Genomic DNA, 18304 nt, shown 5'->3' with positions numbered 1-18304 from the left:
AATCCTGTCGATAGAATATCATAGATATCCATCAACAGGATTTATTATAGAGCCTATTAAAAATGCTCCGCTTTAGCGGAGCATTTTTTCTCATTTTAATTAAAGATATAGAGTAAATATTTCTTTTCTTGATCTGAAGCAAAAAATAAAAGTCAAATTTAATTTTTCAATCATCAAATGTTTCTAAAGATTAAAGATTTCTGATATTATAGATATGAGAAAAAAGTGGAGATTTTTTAATGTTGTTTAGACCTCGTTATACAATAGATACTATCTATAATTTAGATCCAAAGCAGTTGAAAAAGATGGGAATTAAGGCCGTTTTTAGTGATTTAGACAATACGTTATTAGCTTGGAATAAGTCTGATACTGCAGTTGAAATGGATCAACTTAATCAGCGTTTAGCTAAATATGGGATTCAGTTAGTTGTTATCTCGAATAATAATTCTGAACGTATTGGAAAAGTTTTGAATCCATATCATATTTCTTTTATTGCAAAGGCTAGAAAGCCTCTTCCCATTGGTATCAATAAGGAATTGAAAGAATTAAATTTAAAAAAAGATCAGGTTTTAATGGTAGGAGACCAGTTGATTACAGATATCCAAGCTGGAAATTTGGCTGGAGTAGCTACGGTACTAGTTAAACCATTAGTTGAAACTGATAAATGGAATACAAGAATTAATCGTTTCTTTGAAAAATTTATTTTTTTCTTTTTGAATTTAAAAAAGCCAATAGTTTTTAAGGAGAAATTAGAATGAGTGAAGAATTACGTTGTATTGGTTGTGGAAGTGTATTGCAAGATCAAGATCCTAAAAAGTCGGGTTATTTGCCATCTTCTGCCTTAAAGAAAGCCTTAGAAAGTGATGATAATGAAGTATATTGTCAACGTTGTTTTAGGTTAAGGCATTATAATGAAATTATGCCAGTAGAAGAGAATAATGATGACTTTCTAGCTTTGCTTAATTCAATTAGTCAAAAAAAGGCTTTGGTGGTTAATGTAGTTGACCTATTTGATTTTAGTAACTCATTAATTTCATCAATTAAACGTTTTATTGGTGGAAATGAATATATTTTGGTAGGAAATAAAGTAGATTTATTTCCTAAAAATTCAAAAGAATCAAAAATCAAAGACTGGATGCGCCAAGAAGCTAATCGAAACGGTTTGAAGCCAGAAAAGATCTTTTTGGTTTCAGCTGCTAAGAAGAAAAATTTGGAAGACTTAATGGCTTTTTTGGCTAAGAAGGGTGAAAAGAAAGATATTTATTTTGTTGGGACGACCAATGTAGGTAAATCAACTTTAATTAATGCCATCATTAATATGAACAGTGATTTAAAGGATGTAATTACTACTTCTAAGTTTCCTGGGACAACTTTAGATGAAATTAAGATTCCACTTTCTAATGGGCACTATTTGATTGATACACCCGGAATTTTGAATGCTAACCAATTAGCCAGTCATTTAAGTGGAAAAGAGCTTGAAGTGGTTGAACCAAAAAAGCCACTAAAGCCCGCAACTTATCAGCTTTTACCAGGACAAACAATTTTCTTAGCTGGTTTAGGACGCTTTGATTATGTTGATGGACCTTCAGCTGGTTTTACTATTTATGTGGCTCGAGATCTTTATGTTCATAGAACGAAAACGGAGAATGCAGATACTTTTTATGAAAAACATAAAGATGATTTGCTTCTTCCGCCAAGAAAAGAAGATAATTTAGGACCTTTGAAGGGCCAAACTTTTTCACCAAAAGAAAAAAGCGATATTTTATTTGGAGGCGTAGGTTTTATTACAACGCCCGCTGACGTTGTCGTTAAGGCTTATACTCCAGAAGGAATTGGTTTAGGGATTAGAAGAGCGTTAATATAATGCAGTGTGTTGTAAAAGAAAAGTCGGAAGTAAAATTTGAACCAGCAACAAGTTCTGCTCAGCAAATTGGAATTATGGGTGGAACTTTTAATCCAATTCATATAGCTCATTTAGTTATGGCAGAACAGGTTAGAAAGCAGCTTCATTTAGATGAAATATGGTTTATCCCAAATAATACGCCACCTCATAAGCAATTAGCGGGGAATGTGAGTGTAAAAGATCGTTGTGCTATGCTCGAATTAGCTACGCATGATAATCCCTATTTCCATGTTAAATTATTTGAAATTATGCGAGGCGGTACGTCGTATACAGTTGATACGTTACGCTATTTGAAAAAGAGGGCGCCACGTAATCAGTACTATTTGATTATGGGCAGCGATGAAGTAAATGATTTTGAAAATTGGCGTGAGCCTGAAACAATCGCTTTGTTGTCTACCTTAGTTGGGGTTAGAAGGCCAAACTATCCGCAAAATCCAAGGTTTCCAATGATTTGGGTTGATGCACCTAATTTAGATATTTCATCTTCTTTAATTCGTCAAAACATAACTACTGGCAATTCTATTCGCTACCTAGTACCCGAAAGTGTACGATTATATATTGAATCAAGAGGCTTATATCGTGAATGAAATTAATTTTGTTAATACTTATTCCTCGTTAACTTCTGACGAAATTATTGCTAAAGAAAAAAGCAACATGGATGAAAAGAGATTTAAACACTGTATTGGCGTAAGTCAGACTAGCCGTAAGTTAGCTAAGCTTAATAATTATGATCCCGATAAGGCAGCCTTGGCTGGCTTCATCCATGATTATGCCAAACAAGTAGCGCCAGAACGGTTTATTAAGGTAATTAAAGAACAAAATTTTGATCCAGATCTGCTTAACTATAATCGTGCTATTTGGCATGGAATTGTTGGAGCATATTTTATTGAAAAAGAATTAAAGATAACTGATCCAGAAATTTTGATGGCTATCAGACGTCATACAACTGCTGATGTTGAAATGACTACATTAGATAAAATAGTTTTTGTAGCGGATTTTATTGAGCCGGGCCGTGATTTTTCTGGTGTAGAAGAGGCGCGTAAGATAGCTTATGCCAATTTAGATGATGGAGTAGGTTTTGAATTAGCGCATACGCTTGACTTTTTAATAACTAATAGAAAAAAGATTTATCCTAAAACTTTTGCTGCATATAATAAATGGTCTGTAAAGGATTAGGATTTGAAAGGAAAAATAAATGGAAAGTAAGAAATTATTAGACTTAACTGTAGAAGCAATTGATGAAAGACATGGTGAAGATACTGAAGCATATGATATGCAAGGAATTAGTATTTTAGCTGATTATTATGTGGTAACAACTGCTGGTTCCAATCGTCAACTTCATGCAATTGTGAACAGCATTATTGATAAGATTCATGAACATGGAAAAGAAGATTATCGAATTGAAGGGACTCGTGACTCTAACTGGCTTTTAGTAGATATGGGCGACGTAATTGTAAATGTATTTACTGAAGACGCAAGAGACTTTTACGGTTTAGAAAAATTATGGAGCAATGGTAAGAAATTAGAGTTAAATTTAGAGTAAAGGTAAAAGTATGAGTGTAATTGGCATTGTAGCCGAGTATAATCCTTTTCATAGCGGGCATGAATTTTTGCTAAATCAGGCTCGTTTAGTTGCTGAAAACGATCCGATTATTGTTATAATGTCAGGTAATTATGTTCAACGTGGACAGATGGCAATTATGGATAAGTGGCAAAGAGCTAAGGCTGCTTTGAATTCAGGTGCTGATTTAGTATTTGAACTTCCTTTTTCTTTTGCAGTTCAACCAGCTGATATTTTTGCTAATGGTAGTATTAAGATGTTAAGCGATTTAGGGGCATCAGAATTATTTTTTGGAGTAGAGGATGCTAATTTAAACTTTTCATATTTAGGACAAAAAATAAGTCAAATTCCTAAAAGTCGACTAGATTTTAGTGATTATACTCAAACTTATGCTACTCAGTATAACGAAATGATTGCTAGAGAAATTGGTCATGAAGTAAACCAACCTAATATGATGTTAGCTGTTGCTTATGCAGTAGCTAGTGAGCAATTGGAGCATCCGCTTCATCTACACCCTGTGACTAGATTGGGTAGTGGACATGATGATCCGCTTCTGCAGGATAAAATTATTTCGTCAGCTACAGCAATTAGAAATTATTGTTTGCATCATCCTGATAACTTAACAGAATTAAAAAAATATCTACCTAAAGGTGAATTAATAGCTTTAGAAAAACAAAAAGTTTATCCAAATTGGAATCTGTTATTTAAATTTTTAAAATATCGAATTGAGAGTGCAAGTGTAGAAAACTTACGATTAATTTATCAAATGAGTGAAGGACTAGAATATAAAATGAAGGAAGAAATCCATACGGCAGAAGATTTCACTTCATTTCTGCGTCAAATAAAGTCTAAACGCTATACATATGCTCGATTAAGACGACTTTGCCTTTATACGCTTTTAAATGTAACAGCAGATGAAATGCAGGCTTCGTATCAAGATACTTCCACTTTGCTGCTTGGATATAATAACCGGGGCAGAAATTATCTAAAAAAAATTCGAAAAGATGTTGAACTTCCTATTATATCTAAAGTGGATAAGAGAAATGCAACTACTGGAACGTTAGGGTTACAGGTTAAAGTAGATAGACTTTTTGAACAAATTATGGGTAAAGATCAAAACTTTGGTCGGAGACCAATCGAGGTAAAATAATGTTAAATTTTTCATATTCACAAATAAAAAATAGTCGTAATCCATTAACGCATGTTGATGAAGATGTTGAACTAAGTAAAGAATTTTTTGATAGAAGTAAAGAATTACTTATAGATGCAAAAAATGTTCACGTAAGTGGAGACTTCTTCTATGATGAACCATTTGTAACTGGAAACTTTACAGTAGAAGCAGATGTTGTAGCACCGTCTACTCGTAGTCTAAAGCCAGTAGAATTACATCAAAAATTTAATTTTACTGAAAACTACAGTGAAGTAGAACCTACTCAGGAGCAGCTTGATGAAGAAGATACAATTGTAACTGTTAAAGATGATGTGATTGATCTTCAAAAAGCTGTTGAAGATAACTTGCTGTTGAGCTTGCCATCAGTGATTCTTACTCCTGAAGAAGAATCTGAAGGTGATTTTCCTGAAGGAAAGGGCTGGAAAGTTGTTTCTCAAGAAGATTATCAAAAAGAACAATCTAATAAGGAAAATCCTGCTTTTGCTAAATTAAAAGATTTATTTAATGATGATAAAAAGAATGAATAATCTCTTGCATTAATGTATCTTTAAATTTAATATTAATTTATTAATAAAATTTTTAACCAAATTAGATAGTAGTGGAGAAAATAATGAGTAAAATTCTGATTATTGAAGATGAAAAAAATCTTGCCCGTTTTGTAGAACTAGAATTAAAACATGAAAAGTATGAAACTCAAGTTGAAGGAAACGGCCGGAAAGGATTGGATTTAGCTTTAAACGAAGACTTTGACGCAATTCTACTTGATTTGATGTTGCCAGACTTGAACGGGTTAGAAATTGCTCGTCGTGTTCGTCAAGAAAAGACTACTCCAATCATTATGATGACTGCTAGAGATTCTGTAATTGATCGTGTTTCTGGCTTAGATCACGGTGCTGATGATTATATTGTTAAGCCTTTTGCAATTGAAGAATTATTGGCTCGTTTACGTGCCGTTTTAAGAAGAGTACAAATTGAAAAGAGAGCTATGGGGGACACTATGGGTGTCCAAAAAGTTGTTCACTTTAATGATTTAACTATTGAAACTGCTAATCGAATTGTTCATCGTGGTGACAGTACAGTTGATTTAACTAAACGTGAATATAACTTGTTAATGACATTAATTGAAAACAAAAATAATGTTGTTACGAGAGAACAACTTTTGAATAAGATTTGGGGCCCCGAATCTAAGATTGAGACTAACGTTGTCGAAGTTTATGTGCGTTATTTACGTAATAAAATCGATGTACCAGGTCGTCCATCATACATCAAGACTGTTCGTGGTACCGGTTATATGGTGAGAACGGATGAAAATGATGAAGCACGCGAAGAAACAAAATAAGTCAACCAAAGAGACCCTCAAGTCCTCGCTAACTTTTAAGTGGGTGAGTTTAGTAGCAGCGACAATTACGGTCTCTTTTGTTATATTTTCAATTGCAATTTATTCTTTAGTTAAGCAACAAATAGTATCACAGGAAAGAAATCTGACTGAAAGTGTTGCTACTACCTTTCAGAGAAGATTAGTTGAAATTCCAACAAGTTTGCAGATTTCAAATGTTGTTCCTCAACTTTCACCTAATACTAATCGAATTTTAGAAGGACAAACGCCAATTACTTCAAATGATGGTGGGAATGTCTTTAATGACGATATTTTAGCAACTTTATCTAATCGTGATACGAGTATTACGATTTATAATCCTGAGGGGGATGTTGTCTTTAGTAATGGTAATGTTCCTGATAATGGGATGCCTAACTTTAGTAAAACAGAAAATCATGTTTTAAAAATCGTTACAACTCGTGGAAAAATCCATATGAAAATTTATCAGAAAATTTATTCTGATAAAACACATCGTCTAACGGGTTATTTAGTAGTTGATAATTCAATGGACCAGCAGAATCATGTTTTAAAGTCGATTCGAACTTGGATGATAAGTCTATCAATTATTGCAATTGTGATCTTTATTGGCTTGTCTTACTTGATTGTTAATAGTGTCGTACGACCAATTAAGAAAATGTCACAAATTTCTCACGATATCAATAAAGATCCAACAGATAAGCGAAGAGTACCTGATTTGCATCGAAATGATGAATTAGGAGAATTGGCGACTTCTTTTAATGAAATGCTTGATCGAATGCAAGCCTATATGCAACAGCAGAAACAGTTTGTTGGGGATGTTTCTCATGAATTACGTACGCCTGTAGCTGTAATTGAAGGACACTTAAATTTGCTTGAGCGCTGGGGAAAAGATGATCCTCAAGTACTTGAAGAGTCAATTCAAGCATCTCTTCAAGAAAGCAAGAGAATGAAACACTTAATCCAGGAAATGCTTGATTTAACTAGAGCTGAGCAGGTTGATTTACAATATCCTGATAAAACAACGGATGTCAATGAAGTTCTTAATCGAACAGTAAATGATATGAGAATGATTCATCAGGACTTTACTATTACATATGATGATGCTGATTTGAAACCTGATACAATTGTCAAAATTTACCGTAATCATTTGGAGCAAATTTTAATTATTTTAATTGACAACGCAATTAAGTATTCTAATGATCGTAAAGAAATTATAGTCGATGCAGCAACTGAAGAAGATAAAGTTAAAATTTCTGTTCAAGATTTTGGTGAAGGAATTGCACCTGAAGAACAAGATAAGATTTTTAATCGCTTTTATCGTGTGGATAAGGCTAGAACTCGTGAAAAGGGTGGCAATGGTTTAGGTTTAGCGATTGCTCAGAAATTGGTAGAGAGCTATCATGGAAAAATTAGTGTAAGTTCTACACTTGGCTCAGGTAGCAAATTTATGATTGAATTTCCACTGTTAAAGTCTGATTTAGTTAAATAATTAAAAGGGAATCCGTTTAGGATTCCCTTTTTGTCGTGTTATCTATAGTTATTAATCTTTATCAGAGTTATTGGGACGTTTTTGCTTGCCTGCATTACGTGCTCTTAAATCTTGGTGAAGGTTTTTTGTATCTTCAGTAGTAGTTGATGATGAAGAACTTGTATTAAGAATATTATCGATCGTTTCTTGTGTAACTACAACCTTTAATGGCCGATCATTTAATTCTTTAGCAACATCTTTTTTAACTTTTGGCATAATAATAAAAGTAGTAATTAACTGTTGCAAAATCGCAATAAAACCACCTACTAAGAAGTAAAGAGCTAGGGCACCGGGAGCGGAAATACTAATGAAGAAAGTCATTGCAGGACTTAAAATTAATGTCATCTGCATTGCCTTCTTTTGTTCTTCAGGTATTCCGACCATTGAAAGATATCCTTGAATTATATAAAGCAAGGTTGCAATAACAGTCAAAATAATCGATCGTTGTCCAAGTGAAATTCCAAAGAAGCTTGAGGCTGCCAATTCTTTAGAATAAGCTACCGCTTGATAAATTCCCATCATAATTGGAAGCTGGATAAGCAGTGGTAGGCATCCCATACCACCCATCATGGACATGTTATTTTCTTTGTATACTCGCATTTGAAGTTGACTGATTTGCATTTGTTGAGGTTGAGTTAGCCCCGGCTTTTTAAGTGCTTCTTGAATTAACTTCATTTGCGGTTGCAACTTTTGAGTTTTTTCTTGTTGCGTAGTCATCTTACGTTGAGATGACAAACGAAGAGGCATAACGATTAATTGGACAACAAAAGTAATAATAATAATTGCCCAACCCGCTCCATTAGTACCACCAATTTGATGCTCAACAGCAAGCATGATATTTTGAATTGGCTTACCAAATAGGCTGAAAACCCATGCATATGGTCCACTAGTAGGTGCTTGGTAGATGCTTTGTCCATTATTGGCACAACCACTTAGAATTAATGCAAGAGTTCCTAGCATGGCAAATAGACTAAAATATTTAGTTTTCGATTTCATTAACTATAACCTTTCCTACTTTATTGTTACTGCAATAAAGTTTACTAGTTATTTGTTAAAGTATCAATAAACCACACTAAAGCGAGTGAATTTTTCTGCGTCTAAAATTGTATCTATATCAACATGGTCGACATGACTAGCAACTGAAGGCGATGCTTTAATTTTTTTGATAAAATGTTCTAAAGGGAGTTCATCACCTTGGGCGACAATTGAGACTGATCCATCGGGATTGTTTTTAACGGTTCCAGTAATACCCAATTCTTGGGCAATCATTTGTGTAGTCCATCTAAAACCAACACCTTGTACAAGTCCTGTAACTCTCATTTTGACAGTTTTCATTATTATTCGCTCTTTTCTGTTTATTCTAATTTAAATTTTAACATGTTAATTTTGAGTCAAGTAATTTAAAATATTAGAATTAGAAGGAAGTATAAATTTATGATAGAAATTAATTCAGCAAGCAATCCTACAATTAAAAGTATTAGAAAACTTGAACAAAAAAAATATCGCAAAAAGACCCAAACATATTTAATTGAGGGCTTTCACTTGGTTGAAGAAGCCTTAAAAAATCATGAAAATTATTTATATATTTTAGGTACTCAAGCAGCTTTAAACAAACTTACTCCTAATTATCAATTAAAGGATAATAAAGTAATTCAAATTACTGATGCTATTGCAGAGCACTTAAGTAGTACCAAAAATAGTCAAGATATTTTTATGGTGTTGCCAATCAATCAGCCTAAATCTTTTAGTTTTGAATATGGAAAATGGGTAGTTTTAGATAATTTAACTGATCCAGGAAATGTTGGTACCATTATTCGTACCGCTGATGCAGCTGGTTTTGATGGTGTTGTCTTATCTGAGGAAAGCGTTGACTTATATAATCCAAAAGTTCAACGTAGTATGCAAGGAAGCCAATTTCATATTCAAATTATTCAAAATCTAGTCTTAGAATCCATTAGTAGTTTTAAAGAAAATGGAATTCCTATTTACGTAAGTATTTTAGATAAGACCGCTAAGTCTTTGAATAATTGCGTTCCAGTTCCTCAATTAGCTTTAGTAATTGGAAATGAAGCACATGGAGCTAGTCCAGAAGTAATTAATACAGCAGACAAGAAGATTTATATTCCAATTAAAGGAAAGGCAGAATCCTTGAATGCAGCGGTAGCAGCAGGTATAATGATTTATCATTTTTCATAAGCGAATAGCTTGTTTTTAGTAAGTAATATTACTATAATTTTAGTATAGATGATTGAAAAATTTTAATTTTTTAGGAGGAATATGTATGTCCCAAGAAATTGAAAGCAAACCTAAAATGACTGACTGTCCAGATCCAGAAGATTATTCACTGTGTTCGCATTTTATTGATGCTTTTGCAATTATTGGTAAAAAATGGAATGGGTTAATTATTAGTTCGTTATGTGATACTAATGCAATGCGATTTAAAGATCTAGCTCGTTGCATTAGTAAGTGCTCTGATCGAGTTTTAGTTGAGCGATTAAAAGAACTGGAAAAAGAGGGCATCGTTAATCGTACTGTAGATCAAAAGAGTGGTATTATTAGCTATACTTTGACTCAAAAGGGTGCAGATTTACAGCCTGTTTTTGATCAGGTTCACAATTGGGCTGATAAGTGGGCCTAAGAATAATTGCAAAGTTTAATAAAAAGTTTTAAGATACTATTATACTAAATGCGATGATTAAGATTAGTAGTGTGGATATCTTTTTAGAGAGAGTTTTATTGGTGAAAGAAACTTAGGATAGAAGCATGAATTTCATCTTAGGAGCAGAATCTAATCAATTCCGGTATTTCACCGTTACAAGAAAAGAGTGTGAATACGCACTTTATTTGTGCTAGTTCAAACTAGGGTGGTACCGCGAAGCTTCGTCCCTTTTGGGACGGAGCTTTTTTTGTTGGAAAGGAAAATGAGATGGACTTATTCGATAGAATAAATAAGTTAAAAGAAGAAGGTTTAGATCAAATTAAGCAAGCTGAAAACCAAAAAATGCTTGATAAGATCAGAGTTGAATTAATGGGGCGTAAGGGTGAATTAACTGAAATCCTACACTCAATGAAAGATATTGCACCAGAAAATAGACCCAAGGTTGGTCAAGAAGTAAATCAAGTTCGTGATATTCTTCAAAAGCAATTGGATGAAGCAAAAGATCATTTCTTACAAGCAGTAATTGCTAAGAAACTTGAAGAAGAAAAAATTGATGTGACTTTGCCTGGTCGTGAAGGACATTTAGGTTCAAAGCATCCAATCAATATTATTTTAGACGACTTAGAAAGCTACTTCATTGGAATGGGTTATGAAGTAGTACAAGGTCCAGAGATTGAAACTGATCATTACTGTTTTGAAATGATGAATTTACCTAAGGATCACCCAGCTCGTGATATGCAAGCAACTTTCTATATTGATGAAGAAGATCTGCTTAGAACTCAAACTTCAGGAGATCAAGCTAGGGTTTTAGAAAAGCATGATTTTTCTAAGGGGCCATTAAAGATGGTGGGTCCTGGTAAGGTATACCGTAGAGACGATGATGATGCAACTCACTCTCACCAATTCCAACAAATGGAAGGTTTAGTAGTTGATAAAAATGTTACTATGTCAGACCTTAAGGGAACTTTAGAGATGATTGCTAAGCACGTGTTTGGTCAAGATCGTAAGACTCGCCTTCGTCCATCTTACTTTCCATTTACTGAACCATCTGTTGAAATGGATGTTTCGTGTTTCAACTGTAATGGTAAGGGATGTCCAATTTGTAAGTATACTGGTTGGATTGAAGTATTGGGAGCAGGAATGGTTCACCCTAATGTTTTAGAAAATGCAGGTGTTGATTCAACAGTTTACGGTGGCTTTGCCTTTGGTTTAGGTTTAGACCGTTTTGCTATTTTGAAGTATGGCATTTCTGATATTCGTGATTTCTACACTAATGATGTTCGTTTCTTAGAACAATTCCGTAAGGAGGAAAATTAATGCTCGTTTCATATAACTGGTTAAAAGACTTTCTTAATTTAAGTGAAGATCCTAAAGATTTAGGAGAAAAAATTACTAGAACTGGTGTAGAAATTGCATCAGTAGTTCATCCAGCAGAAGGTTTGAAAAAATTAGTAGTTGGACATGTTATTGAATGTGAAGATATTGAAGGAACTCACTTGCATAAATGCCAAGTTGATGTCGGTGAAGATGAACCAATTCAAATCGTTTGTGGAGCACCTAATGTTGCCGCTGGTGAAGATGTAATTGTTGCTTTGCATGGTGCGCGTATTGCAGGCAATGAAAAGATTAAGCGTGGAAAAATTCGCGGCATTAAATCAAATGGAATGATTTGTGGTCTTCAAGAAATTGGCTTTGCTGACAAAGTTGTCCCACCAAAATATGCTGATGGAATTTTTGTTTTTCCTAAAGATTCTGATGTAAAACCTGGTGAAGATGTTTATGAAGCACTTGGTATGAATGATTACATTTTAGATTTTGATATTACTCCAAACCGTGCTGATACATTATCAATGGAAGGTGCAGCTTACGAAGTTGGTGCAATTGTTGATGAAAAAACTAAAGTTGAACCAGTGGTTCTTAAAGCTGATGGTCCCGACTGGACTGATGAATTAGATGTTAAAGTTGATGAAAAATTAGCACCTAAATTCTATTTAAGAAAAGTATCTAATGTAAAAATTGGTGAAAGTCCATTATGGATGCAAAGACGTCTGTGGAATGCAGGAATTCGGCCAATTAATAATGTTGTTGATGTAACTAACTACGTTATGCTTTTAACTGGTCAGCCACTACATGCATATGATGCGCGTACATTTAAGGATGGTAAGTTAGAAGTTAGAAAAGCTAATAAAGGTGAAAAACTTACTTTATTAAATGATAAAGAAGTTGAATTAGATCCAAACGATATTATTATTACTGATGGTGAAAAACCGGTAATGATGGCTGGAGTAATGGGCGGAAAGAATTCAGAAGTAGAAGATAGTACTACAGATGTGATTTTAGAATCTGCTATTTTTGACGGAACTAGCGTTAGACAATCAGCATTACGCCATGCTAATAGAACTGAAGCATCTAGTCGTTTTGAGAAGGGTGTTAATTGGGATAATACTCAAAAAGCTTTAGATATGGCAGCCTTATTATTACGTAATGATGCAGCTGCTACAGTTAACGAAGGCGAAATTAAAGCAACTGATGTTCAAAGAAATCCTTCAGTGGTTAAAACCACAGTTTCTTACATTAATAAGGTGTTAGGAACAGAATTGACCAGAGTTGAAATGAAAAAGATTTTTGATCGTCTAGGCTTTACCGCTGGTGGATCTGAAGACGAATTAATTGTTACTGTCCCTAATAGAAGATGGGATATTTCTATTCCAGCTGACTTAGTGGAAGAAGTTGGTAGAATTTATGGTTATGATAACTTGAAGTCTACTCAGCCTCTTTTAGCCGAAACTCATGGCGGTTATTCAGAAAAAGAAACAGCAATGCGCAGAATCAAGGATATTGTGCAAGGACAAGGATTAATGGAAGCAATTTCTTATTCATTAACCTCTCCAGAAAAAGCAATTTCCTTTACTAAGGATCCAAAGTCAGTTGTAGAAGTGCAATGGCCATTAAATTCAAGTCGTTCAACTATGCGAGAAAACTTAATAACTGGTTTAGTTGACGCGGCAAGCTACAACATGGCACGTAAACAAAAGGAATTAGCCTTATTCGAGCAAGGCCGAGTTTATGATCATGAAAACAATAGTTTTAATGAACATGAACATTTAGCTGCTCTTTATTCGGGTCATACTTTATCAGCTAATTGGCAACATTTAGATCAAAAGATTGATTTTTACTTTGTAAAAGGTCAATTGACTAACTTATTCAGAGCTCTTGGCATAAAAGATGCAGATGTAGAGTATCGTGCAGAAGTTATTGGCGGTATGCACCCAACTAGAACTGCTGGTATTTACATTAAAGATCAATATGTCGGTTTGATCGGGATGTTGGCTCATACTGTAACTACTCTTGATAAAGCTTTACGCGGTAGCGAGATTTATGTTTATGAAATTGATTTAGATCTTATTACTTCAATGCTTGATAAGGGAATGAAAGCTAAAGCCGCACCTAAGTTCCCAGCAATTGAGCGTGATTTATCATTATTAGTACCAAATGCAATAACTAATGCCAAAATTGAAGCTCAAATTAAATTAAATGGTGGAAAATATCTTCATGATATTCGAGTAATTGATGTTTACTCAGGTAGTCAAATTGAATCGGGACATAAGTCAATTTCCTATTCATTAACTTTCTTGAATGAGAAAGATACTTTGACTGATGAAGTAGTAGCTAAAGCAATGGAAAAAGTTGAGGCAGCTCTGAAAGAAAGTCTAAAGATTAAAGTTCGTTAATTCTTTTTAAGAAAGCTTTGCTATAATTGTCTTAGATTTTTGTGATTTTCGGAGGAAGAGCATTTGCTGAATCAAGACAAAAAGAAGAATCATGAGTTAGAAGAAGAAGCATCTAAAAAGATTACGCGTTGGATTCTTAGCGGAGTTGGAGCTATTTTAGTTTTAGTTATTCTAATCGGGGGATGCTATGTAGGTTATGCACTTCAACCTGTTAATCGCCATGATGAAGATGTAGTTAGTGTCCATATTCCTGAAGGTGCAACTAATAGTCAAATTGCTCAGATTTTACAAGATAAAAAAATTATTAGAAATGCAACAGTTTTTAATTTTTGGCTGAAGAGTCATAGTGCGACTAATTTTCAGGCAGGTAATTTTTATCTGTCGCCTTCAATGCATAATAAGGAAATTGTTAGTCAATTGCAGGGCGGTGGCGGACGACCAATTGTTGGTCATGTTTTGATCAAAGAAGGTCAAACTATTGATAGTATCGCTACTACAGTTGGTAAAAATACAAAGTATAGTCGTCAAGATTTCTTGAAGTTGATGAAAGATCAAGACTTCATGAAGAGCTTAGAGAAACAATATCCAAAACTTTTAACTAGTTCAATGAATAGTAAGGGTGTTCGTTATCACTTAGAAGGCTATCTCTTCCCAGCTAAGTATGATGTTTATCAAGGAGCGTCTTTAAAGGAATTAGTTAACCAAATGGTTGATAAAACTAATCAGGTTTTGCAACCATACTATGGTTCTATCAAAAAGAAACATTTGACGGTTCAGGAAGTGTTAACTTTAGCTTCCTTAGTAGAGCGTGAAGGTGTTAAATCTAAAGACAGAAGAATGATTGCTGGAGTATTCTTTAACCGACTTAAGGCAAATATGCCACTGCAATCTGATATTTCAGTTATGTATGCGCTGAATAAGCATAAGCACTCTTTGTCATTAAAGGATATTAAAGTTAAGTCTCCATATAACTTATATGTTCACAAGGGATATGGTCCTGGACCGTTTAATAATCCAAGTTTAGATTCAATTAGTGCTGTCTTGAACCCAATTAAGTCTAACTATCTCTACTTTGTTGCAAATCTTAAGACTGGTAAAGTTTACTACAATGAAAATTACGATGAACATTTGAAGCGTAATAGTAGTTTAGGTCAGTAAAAATGGTTGACTTTTTTAGATAGAAAACATAAGCTGTTTGGTGCAAAGAAAAATAGGTATAGGTAAGGAGAATTTTTTAATATGGCAGAAAAAGTTTATCCAATGACTGCTGAAGGTAAGGAAAAGCTTCAGAAGGAATTAAAAAATTTAAAGTTAGTAAAGCGTCCAGAAGTTATTGAAAGAATTAAGGTTGCTAGATCTTTTGGTGACTTATCAGAAAACTCAGAATACGATGCTGCAAAAGATGAACAAAGTGCTGTAGAACAACGTATTGTTCAAATTGAACAAATGCTTAAGTATGCACAAGTTGTTGATGCAGATAGTGTTGATCCAAATGAAGTTTCTATTGGTAAAACTGTTACTTATACAGAAGTAGGTACTGATGATCCAGAAACTTATACCATTGTTGGTTCTGATGAATCCGATCCACTTAATGGTAAGATTTCTAATGATTCACCAATTGCCCAAGCTTTACTTGGCAAGAAGAAAGGTGAAAAAGTAACTATTAATACTCCTGGTGGAACATTTGATGTTACTATCAATGAAGTTAAAACATTGAATTAATATTTAATAATTTTATTAAAAAAGGATTAGTTGTCATAATGGCAGTTAATCCTTTTTTGGTCTAAAGACGAGTATGAAATTGAGTGACATAATTGAAATTAAAATTCCAATTATAAAAGTAATTGGAATATAAATTAAAGTAATATGGTGATACCCCTTTTTTAATTGAGCACTTAAAAATGTGTGAGCAAATTTTTGTTTTTTAAGTACTTTACCATTATCTAAGAGTAACCAGTTACTTGAATAGGGAATAGTAGAATTTAAAATTTGTTTATTTTTGGCCTTGTAATCAATAGTTAGGGTGATTGGACTTGTTTGCTGAGTTACAGGCTGCCGTTTATTGAATTGGTGAATAATTTTATTAAAATTTGATTGTCTAAATTGAAGAACACGCACACCATTCAAATTGATATTTTTATTATTTAAATAAAAAATAATTTTAATTGATGTGTTGGCTGAGTAATAACCGATATTTAGCAGTTTAGTTGAAATTCCTAGATCTTGATTATTAAGTGAATGACCATTAACAACGACTGACGTTGTTTTTTCATCTAGATTTGAAGGAAGCTCTAGATAATAAGGCCCTTTTTGAAATGAAGATATATTAAAAATAATTGCGGACGTTTGTTTGCCTTTGATTTTTTTATATTCATTAAGATTCTTAGTCGGCTTAACATTTTGTATTTTGGTTGGATTGGTTAGATATAAGCTATTAAATAAATTTGTTTTTTTACCAGTAATATTATCAAATAGAAGATTTTGATTAGTAGCAGGCATACTTGGATAAAACCTAGTTTTTTTATGAGTAGGAGAGACAAAAAGAAGTGGTAATGCAGTTGAATTTTGTCTAATTTGTAATTGTTTAAAGCTTTTAACAACTTTATTTGTAATTAAATCGGGACGATAAAAGGCATTTGTGAAAACAACTTGTTCCTTTTCGGGAAGATTGCGACGATTTTTAATTGGTACAATATTATATTTGACGCCTAGAATACTATCAGATAAGGGAGTTGCATAGTTATTAGTAAAAGAATTATCATTATTTTCCAGTCCTAAATATTCAACTAAGTTAATAATTGATCGATTTGAAATAGAATTGAAGTTACTAATACCATAGTAGTTATTGCTTAGTGGATCATTATCAGATCGAGTAAATGTCTTTTCTGTTCGGTAAGGTCCTGAATCATATTTATGTAAATAATTTATGCTCTCTGAAACATTTTTAGTGAAATTAGAATAGTCATAATTTTTTTGATAAGAAATATTATCTAAACTAGCTAGTAAATTAATGCTTACTTCAAGACCAACTAAACCAAAAAATATTACCGGAATCCACTTGTAATTAAAGAATAGAATGATTAGTAAGCTACATAAAAAGAATAAAATTGTAAGGATGATATTGGTTTGATTTAGAAATTCTTTTTGATGAATATTTAGGAAAAGAAAGATACCAAGACAGATGACTAAAATTACACATGCTAACTTACTGAGAAAGTCAAATTGTTTTGTACGGGCAAGAACTTGCACGCCAAGATAAATAGCATAGAATGAAAAAATAAAGCTAAAGCGAGCTGGATACCAAACAGGATATTGACCTAAATGCCAAAAGAGTACTAATGGATTAAAACTAAAAGAAAAGAATAAAAATATTAAGAGAATAGCTGATGTGATTTTTTCTTTAAGAGATATTTTTTGATTAATAAAGTAGAGTAAGCATAGTAGTGTAAATAAACTCGTTAAAAAGATATTTGGCAAGCCCTTTTCCATTTCAGTGAAATTAAAGGCGCCGATGGTAAGTTTATAAAATACTTGATATGGAGAAAATTGCATTCCCATAGATAAGGAAGTATCTGAATGGATTTTTCCATTTAATATTTCAAAAAATGTTGGTAGGAGCACACAGGCAGCTAAAGTTGTCCCTAGGAAACTTTTTATAAAGTATTGGGAAATAATCTTCTTTTTTGAAAAAGAATAATTAATTAACTTACTGATAAAGTAAAGTAACCCAAAGAAAAGTGTCATAAAACCAGTATAAAAGTTGGTGAACCAGAGTAAAAAAGTAATTCCAATTAGGTAAAAATAGTGCTTTTTGGGGACAAATAATTTGTCAATTGAATCTAATAAGAGAGGTAATAAAATTAAACTATCAAGCCACATTAAGTTTAAGTTGTAGCTGATGACAAAACCACTTAATGAAAAAGCTAGACTCGCAGCTAAAGCAAAAATTTTATTATCGCCTGTAAAGAATTTTTGAAAATAATAAAAGCTACTTAACCCAATACTGCCAACCTTCAGACTAATAATTAAAAGGATTGCCTCTGGAAGGTGAGAATTTGAAAATAAAAATAGTAAAAGGTTAAAGGGACTGGTTAAATAATAAGCCCATGTCCCAATAAACGAATTTCCTAATCCGCTACTCAAGGTATAGACTAGGTTTAAAGGATTAGAAAATAGATTATTTTTATAAAATGAGAGAAAATCAATATATTGTTGACCTAAATCAACAGTTAAGATCTCTTGATTACGATATATAAAGTAGCTAGCGAAAATAAGAGCTGGCAGTAAAAATGAAAGCCAATATAAATATTTGGTTTTTAAATGTGATTTAAATTTTTCGATAATCATTGAAAAGTATCCTACTTATTAAGAATATATAATTATTGCGATTTTCATTG

General features: G+C 33.0%; 18 protein-coding genes and 1 other annotated feature. Of the genes, 15 read left to right on the top strand and 3 right to left on the bottom strand.

Annotated elements, in window-relative coordinates:
* Positions 1-239 precede the first annotated feature (239 nt).
* From FD18_RS03990 to FD18_RS03950, 9 genes are all read left to right on the top strand, one after another.
* Positions 240-758 (top strand): YqeG family HAD IIIA-type phosphatase, encoded by a 519-nt coding sequence (locus FD18_RS03990; protein WP_057718746.1) that lies wholly within the window; start codon positions 240-242, stop codon positions 756-758.
* Entirely contained in the window at positions 755-1864 is a 1110-nt protein-coding gene (gene yqeH, locus FD18_RS03985; RefSeq protein WP_057718745.1) for a ribosome biogenesis GTPase YqeH, read from the top strand. The genes FD18_RS03990 and yqeH overlap by 4 nt, the downstream gene beginning before the upstream one ends.
* The gene (locus tag FD18_RS03980) at positions 1864-2490 is read left to right on the top strand and encodes a nicotinate-nucleotide adenylyltransferase (protein WP_057718744.1); all 627 of its coding nucleotides are present in this window, start codon (positions 1864-1866) and stop codon (positions 2488-2490) included. Before yqeH ends, FD18_RS03980 begins: the two co-directional genes overlap by 1 nt.
* The gene (gene yqeK / locus FD18_RS03975; RefSeq protein ID WP_057718743.1) at positions 2483-3079 is read left to right on the top strand and encodes a bis(5'-nucleosyl)-tetraphosphatase (symmetrical) YqeK; all 597 of its coding nucleotides are present in this window, start codon (positions 2483-2485) and stop codon (positions 3077-3079) included. Before FD18_RS03980 ends, yqeK begins: the two co-directional genes overlap by 8 nt.
* Positions 3080-3098: 19 nt before the next feature.
* Entirely contained in the window at positions 3099-3446 is a 348-nt protein-coding gene (gene rsfS / locus FD18_RS03970) for a ribosome silencing factor (RefSeq protein ID WP_057718742.1), read from the top strand.
* Positions 3447-3456: 10 nt separating this feature from the next.
* Complete coding sequence (locus FD18_RS03965; protein ID WP_057718741.1) at positions 3457-4614, top strand: nucleotidyltransferase; 1158 nt, start codon at positions 3457-3459, stop codon at positions 4612-4614.
* Positions 4614-5162 (top strand): DUF177 domain-containing protein, encoded by a 549-nt coding sequence (locus FD18_RS03960; RefSeq protein ID WP_057718740.1) that lies wholly within the window; start codon positions 4614-4616, stop codon positions 5160-5162. The genes FD18_RS03965 and FD18_RS03960 overlap by 1 nt, the downstream gene beginning before the upstream one ends.
* Before the next feature lie 83 nt (positions 5163-5245).
* Positions 5246-5974 (top strand): response regulator transcription factor, encoded by a 729-nt coding sequence (locus FD18_RS03955; RefSeq protein WP_057718739.1) that lies wholly within the window; start codon positions 5246-5248, stop codon positions 5972-5974.
* Positions 5940-7478: a HAMP domain-containing sensor histidine kinase gene (locus FD18_RS03950; protein WP_057718738.1), complete on the top strand. Its 1539-nt coding sequence runs from the start codon at positions 5940-5942 to the stop codon at positions 7476-7478. The genes FD18_RS03955 and FD18_RS03950 overlap by 35 nt, the downstream gene beginning before the upstream one ends.
* A gap of 51 nt (positions 7479-7529) precedes the next feature.
* On the opposite strand, the gene yidC is transcribed toward FD18_RS03950, so the two are convergent.
* Together yidC and FD18_RS03940 are read right to left on the bottom strand one after the other, a co-directional pair.
* Positions 7530-8513 (bottom strand): membrane protein insertase YidC, encoded by a 984-nt coding sequence (yidC, locus tag FD18_RS03945; protein ID WP_057718737.1) that lies wholly within the window; start codon positions 8511-8513, stop codon positions 7530-7532.
* Between the two features lie 63 nt (positions 8514-8576).
* A complete protein-coding gene (locus FD18_RS03940; RefSeq protein WP_057718736.1) occupies positions 8577-8852 on the bottom strand; it encodes an acylphosphatase in 276 nt (91 codons plus the stop codon).
* 99 nt (positions 8853-8951) lie between these two features.
* Between FD18_RS03940 and FD18_RS03935 the strand changes: the two genes are divergently transcribed.
* The 6 genes from FD18_RS03935 (at position 8952) to greA (ending at position 15629) form a co-directional block, all read left to right on the top strand.
* The gene (locus tag FD18_RS03935) at positions 8952-9713 is read left to right on the top strand and encodes a TrmH family RNA methyltransferase (RefSeq protein WP_057718735.1); all 762 of its coding nucleotides are present in this window, start codon (positions 8952-8954) and stop codon (positions 9711-9713) included.
* An 85-nt stretch (positions 9714-9798) separates the two neighbouring features.
* Positions 9799-10155, top strand: a complete 357-nt coding sequence (locus tag FD18_RS03930; protein ID WP_057718734.1) for a winged helix-turn-helix transcriptional regulator — start codon at positions 9799-9801, stop codon at positions 10153-10155.
* Between the two features lie 44 nt (positions 10156-10199).
* Positions 10200-10408, top strand: a binding site (T-box leader).
* A 35-nt stretch (positions 10409-10443) separates the two neighbouring features.
* Positions 10444-11493: a phenylalanine--tRNA ligase subunit alpha gene (gene pheS, locus FD18_RS03925; RefSeq protein ID WP_057718733.1), complete on the top strand. Its 1050-nt coding sequence runs from the start codon at positions 10444-10446 to the stop codon at positions 11491-11493.
* On the top strand, positions 11493-13907 hold the full coding sequence (gene pheT / locus FD18_RS03920) for a phenylalanine--tRNA ligase subunit beta (protein WP_057718732.1): 2415 nt from the start codon (positions 11493-11495) through the stop codon (positions 13905-13907). The genes pheS and pheT overlap by 1 nt, the downstream gene beginning before the upstream one ends.
* A gap of 63 nt (positions 13908-13970) precedes the next feature.
* Positions 13971-15065 carry an endolytic transglycosylase MltG gene (gene mltG / locus FD18_RS03915; RefSeq protein ID WP_057718731.1) on the top strand — a complete coding sequence of 365 codons (1095 nt, stop codon included), beginning with the start codon at positions 13971-13973 and terminating at the stop codon, positions 15063-15065.
* A gap of 81 nt (positions 15066-15146) precedes the next feature.
* Positions 15147-15629: a transcription elongation factor GreA gene (greA, locus tag FD18_RS03910; protein ID WP_057718730.1), complete on the top strand. Its 483-nt coding sequence runs from the start codon at positions 15147-15149 to the stop codon at positions 15627-15629.
* 45 nt (positions 15630-15674) lie between these two features.
* On the opposite strand, the gene FD18_RS03905 is transcribed toward greA, so the two are convergent.
* Positions 15675-18254, bottom strand: coding sequence for a YfhO family protein (locus FD18_RS03905; protein WP_057718729.1), 2580 nt, complete (start codon positions 18252-18254; stop codon positions 15675-15677).
* Between the last annotated feature and the right edge of the window lie 50 nt (positions 18255-18304).

Source organism: Lactobacillus taiwanensis DSM 21401 (genome assembly GCF_001436695.1).
Taxonomy (GTDB): domain Bacteria; phylum Bacillota; class Bacilli; order Lactobacillales; family Lactobacillaceae; genus Lactobacillus; species Lactobacillus taiwanensis.
The sequence above is the reverse complement of the archived record's forward strand: the minus strand, read 5'-3'. Positions and strand labels throughout refer to the sequence as shown.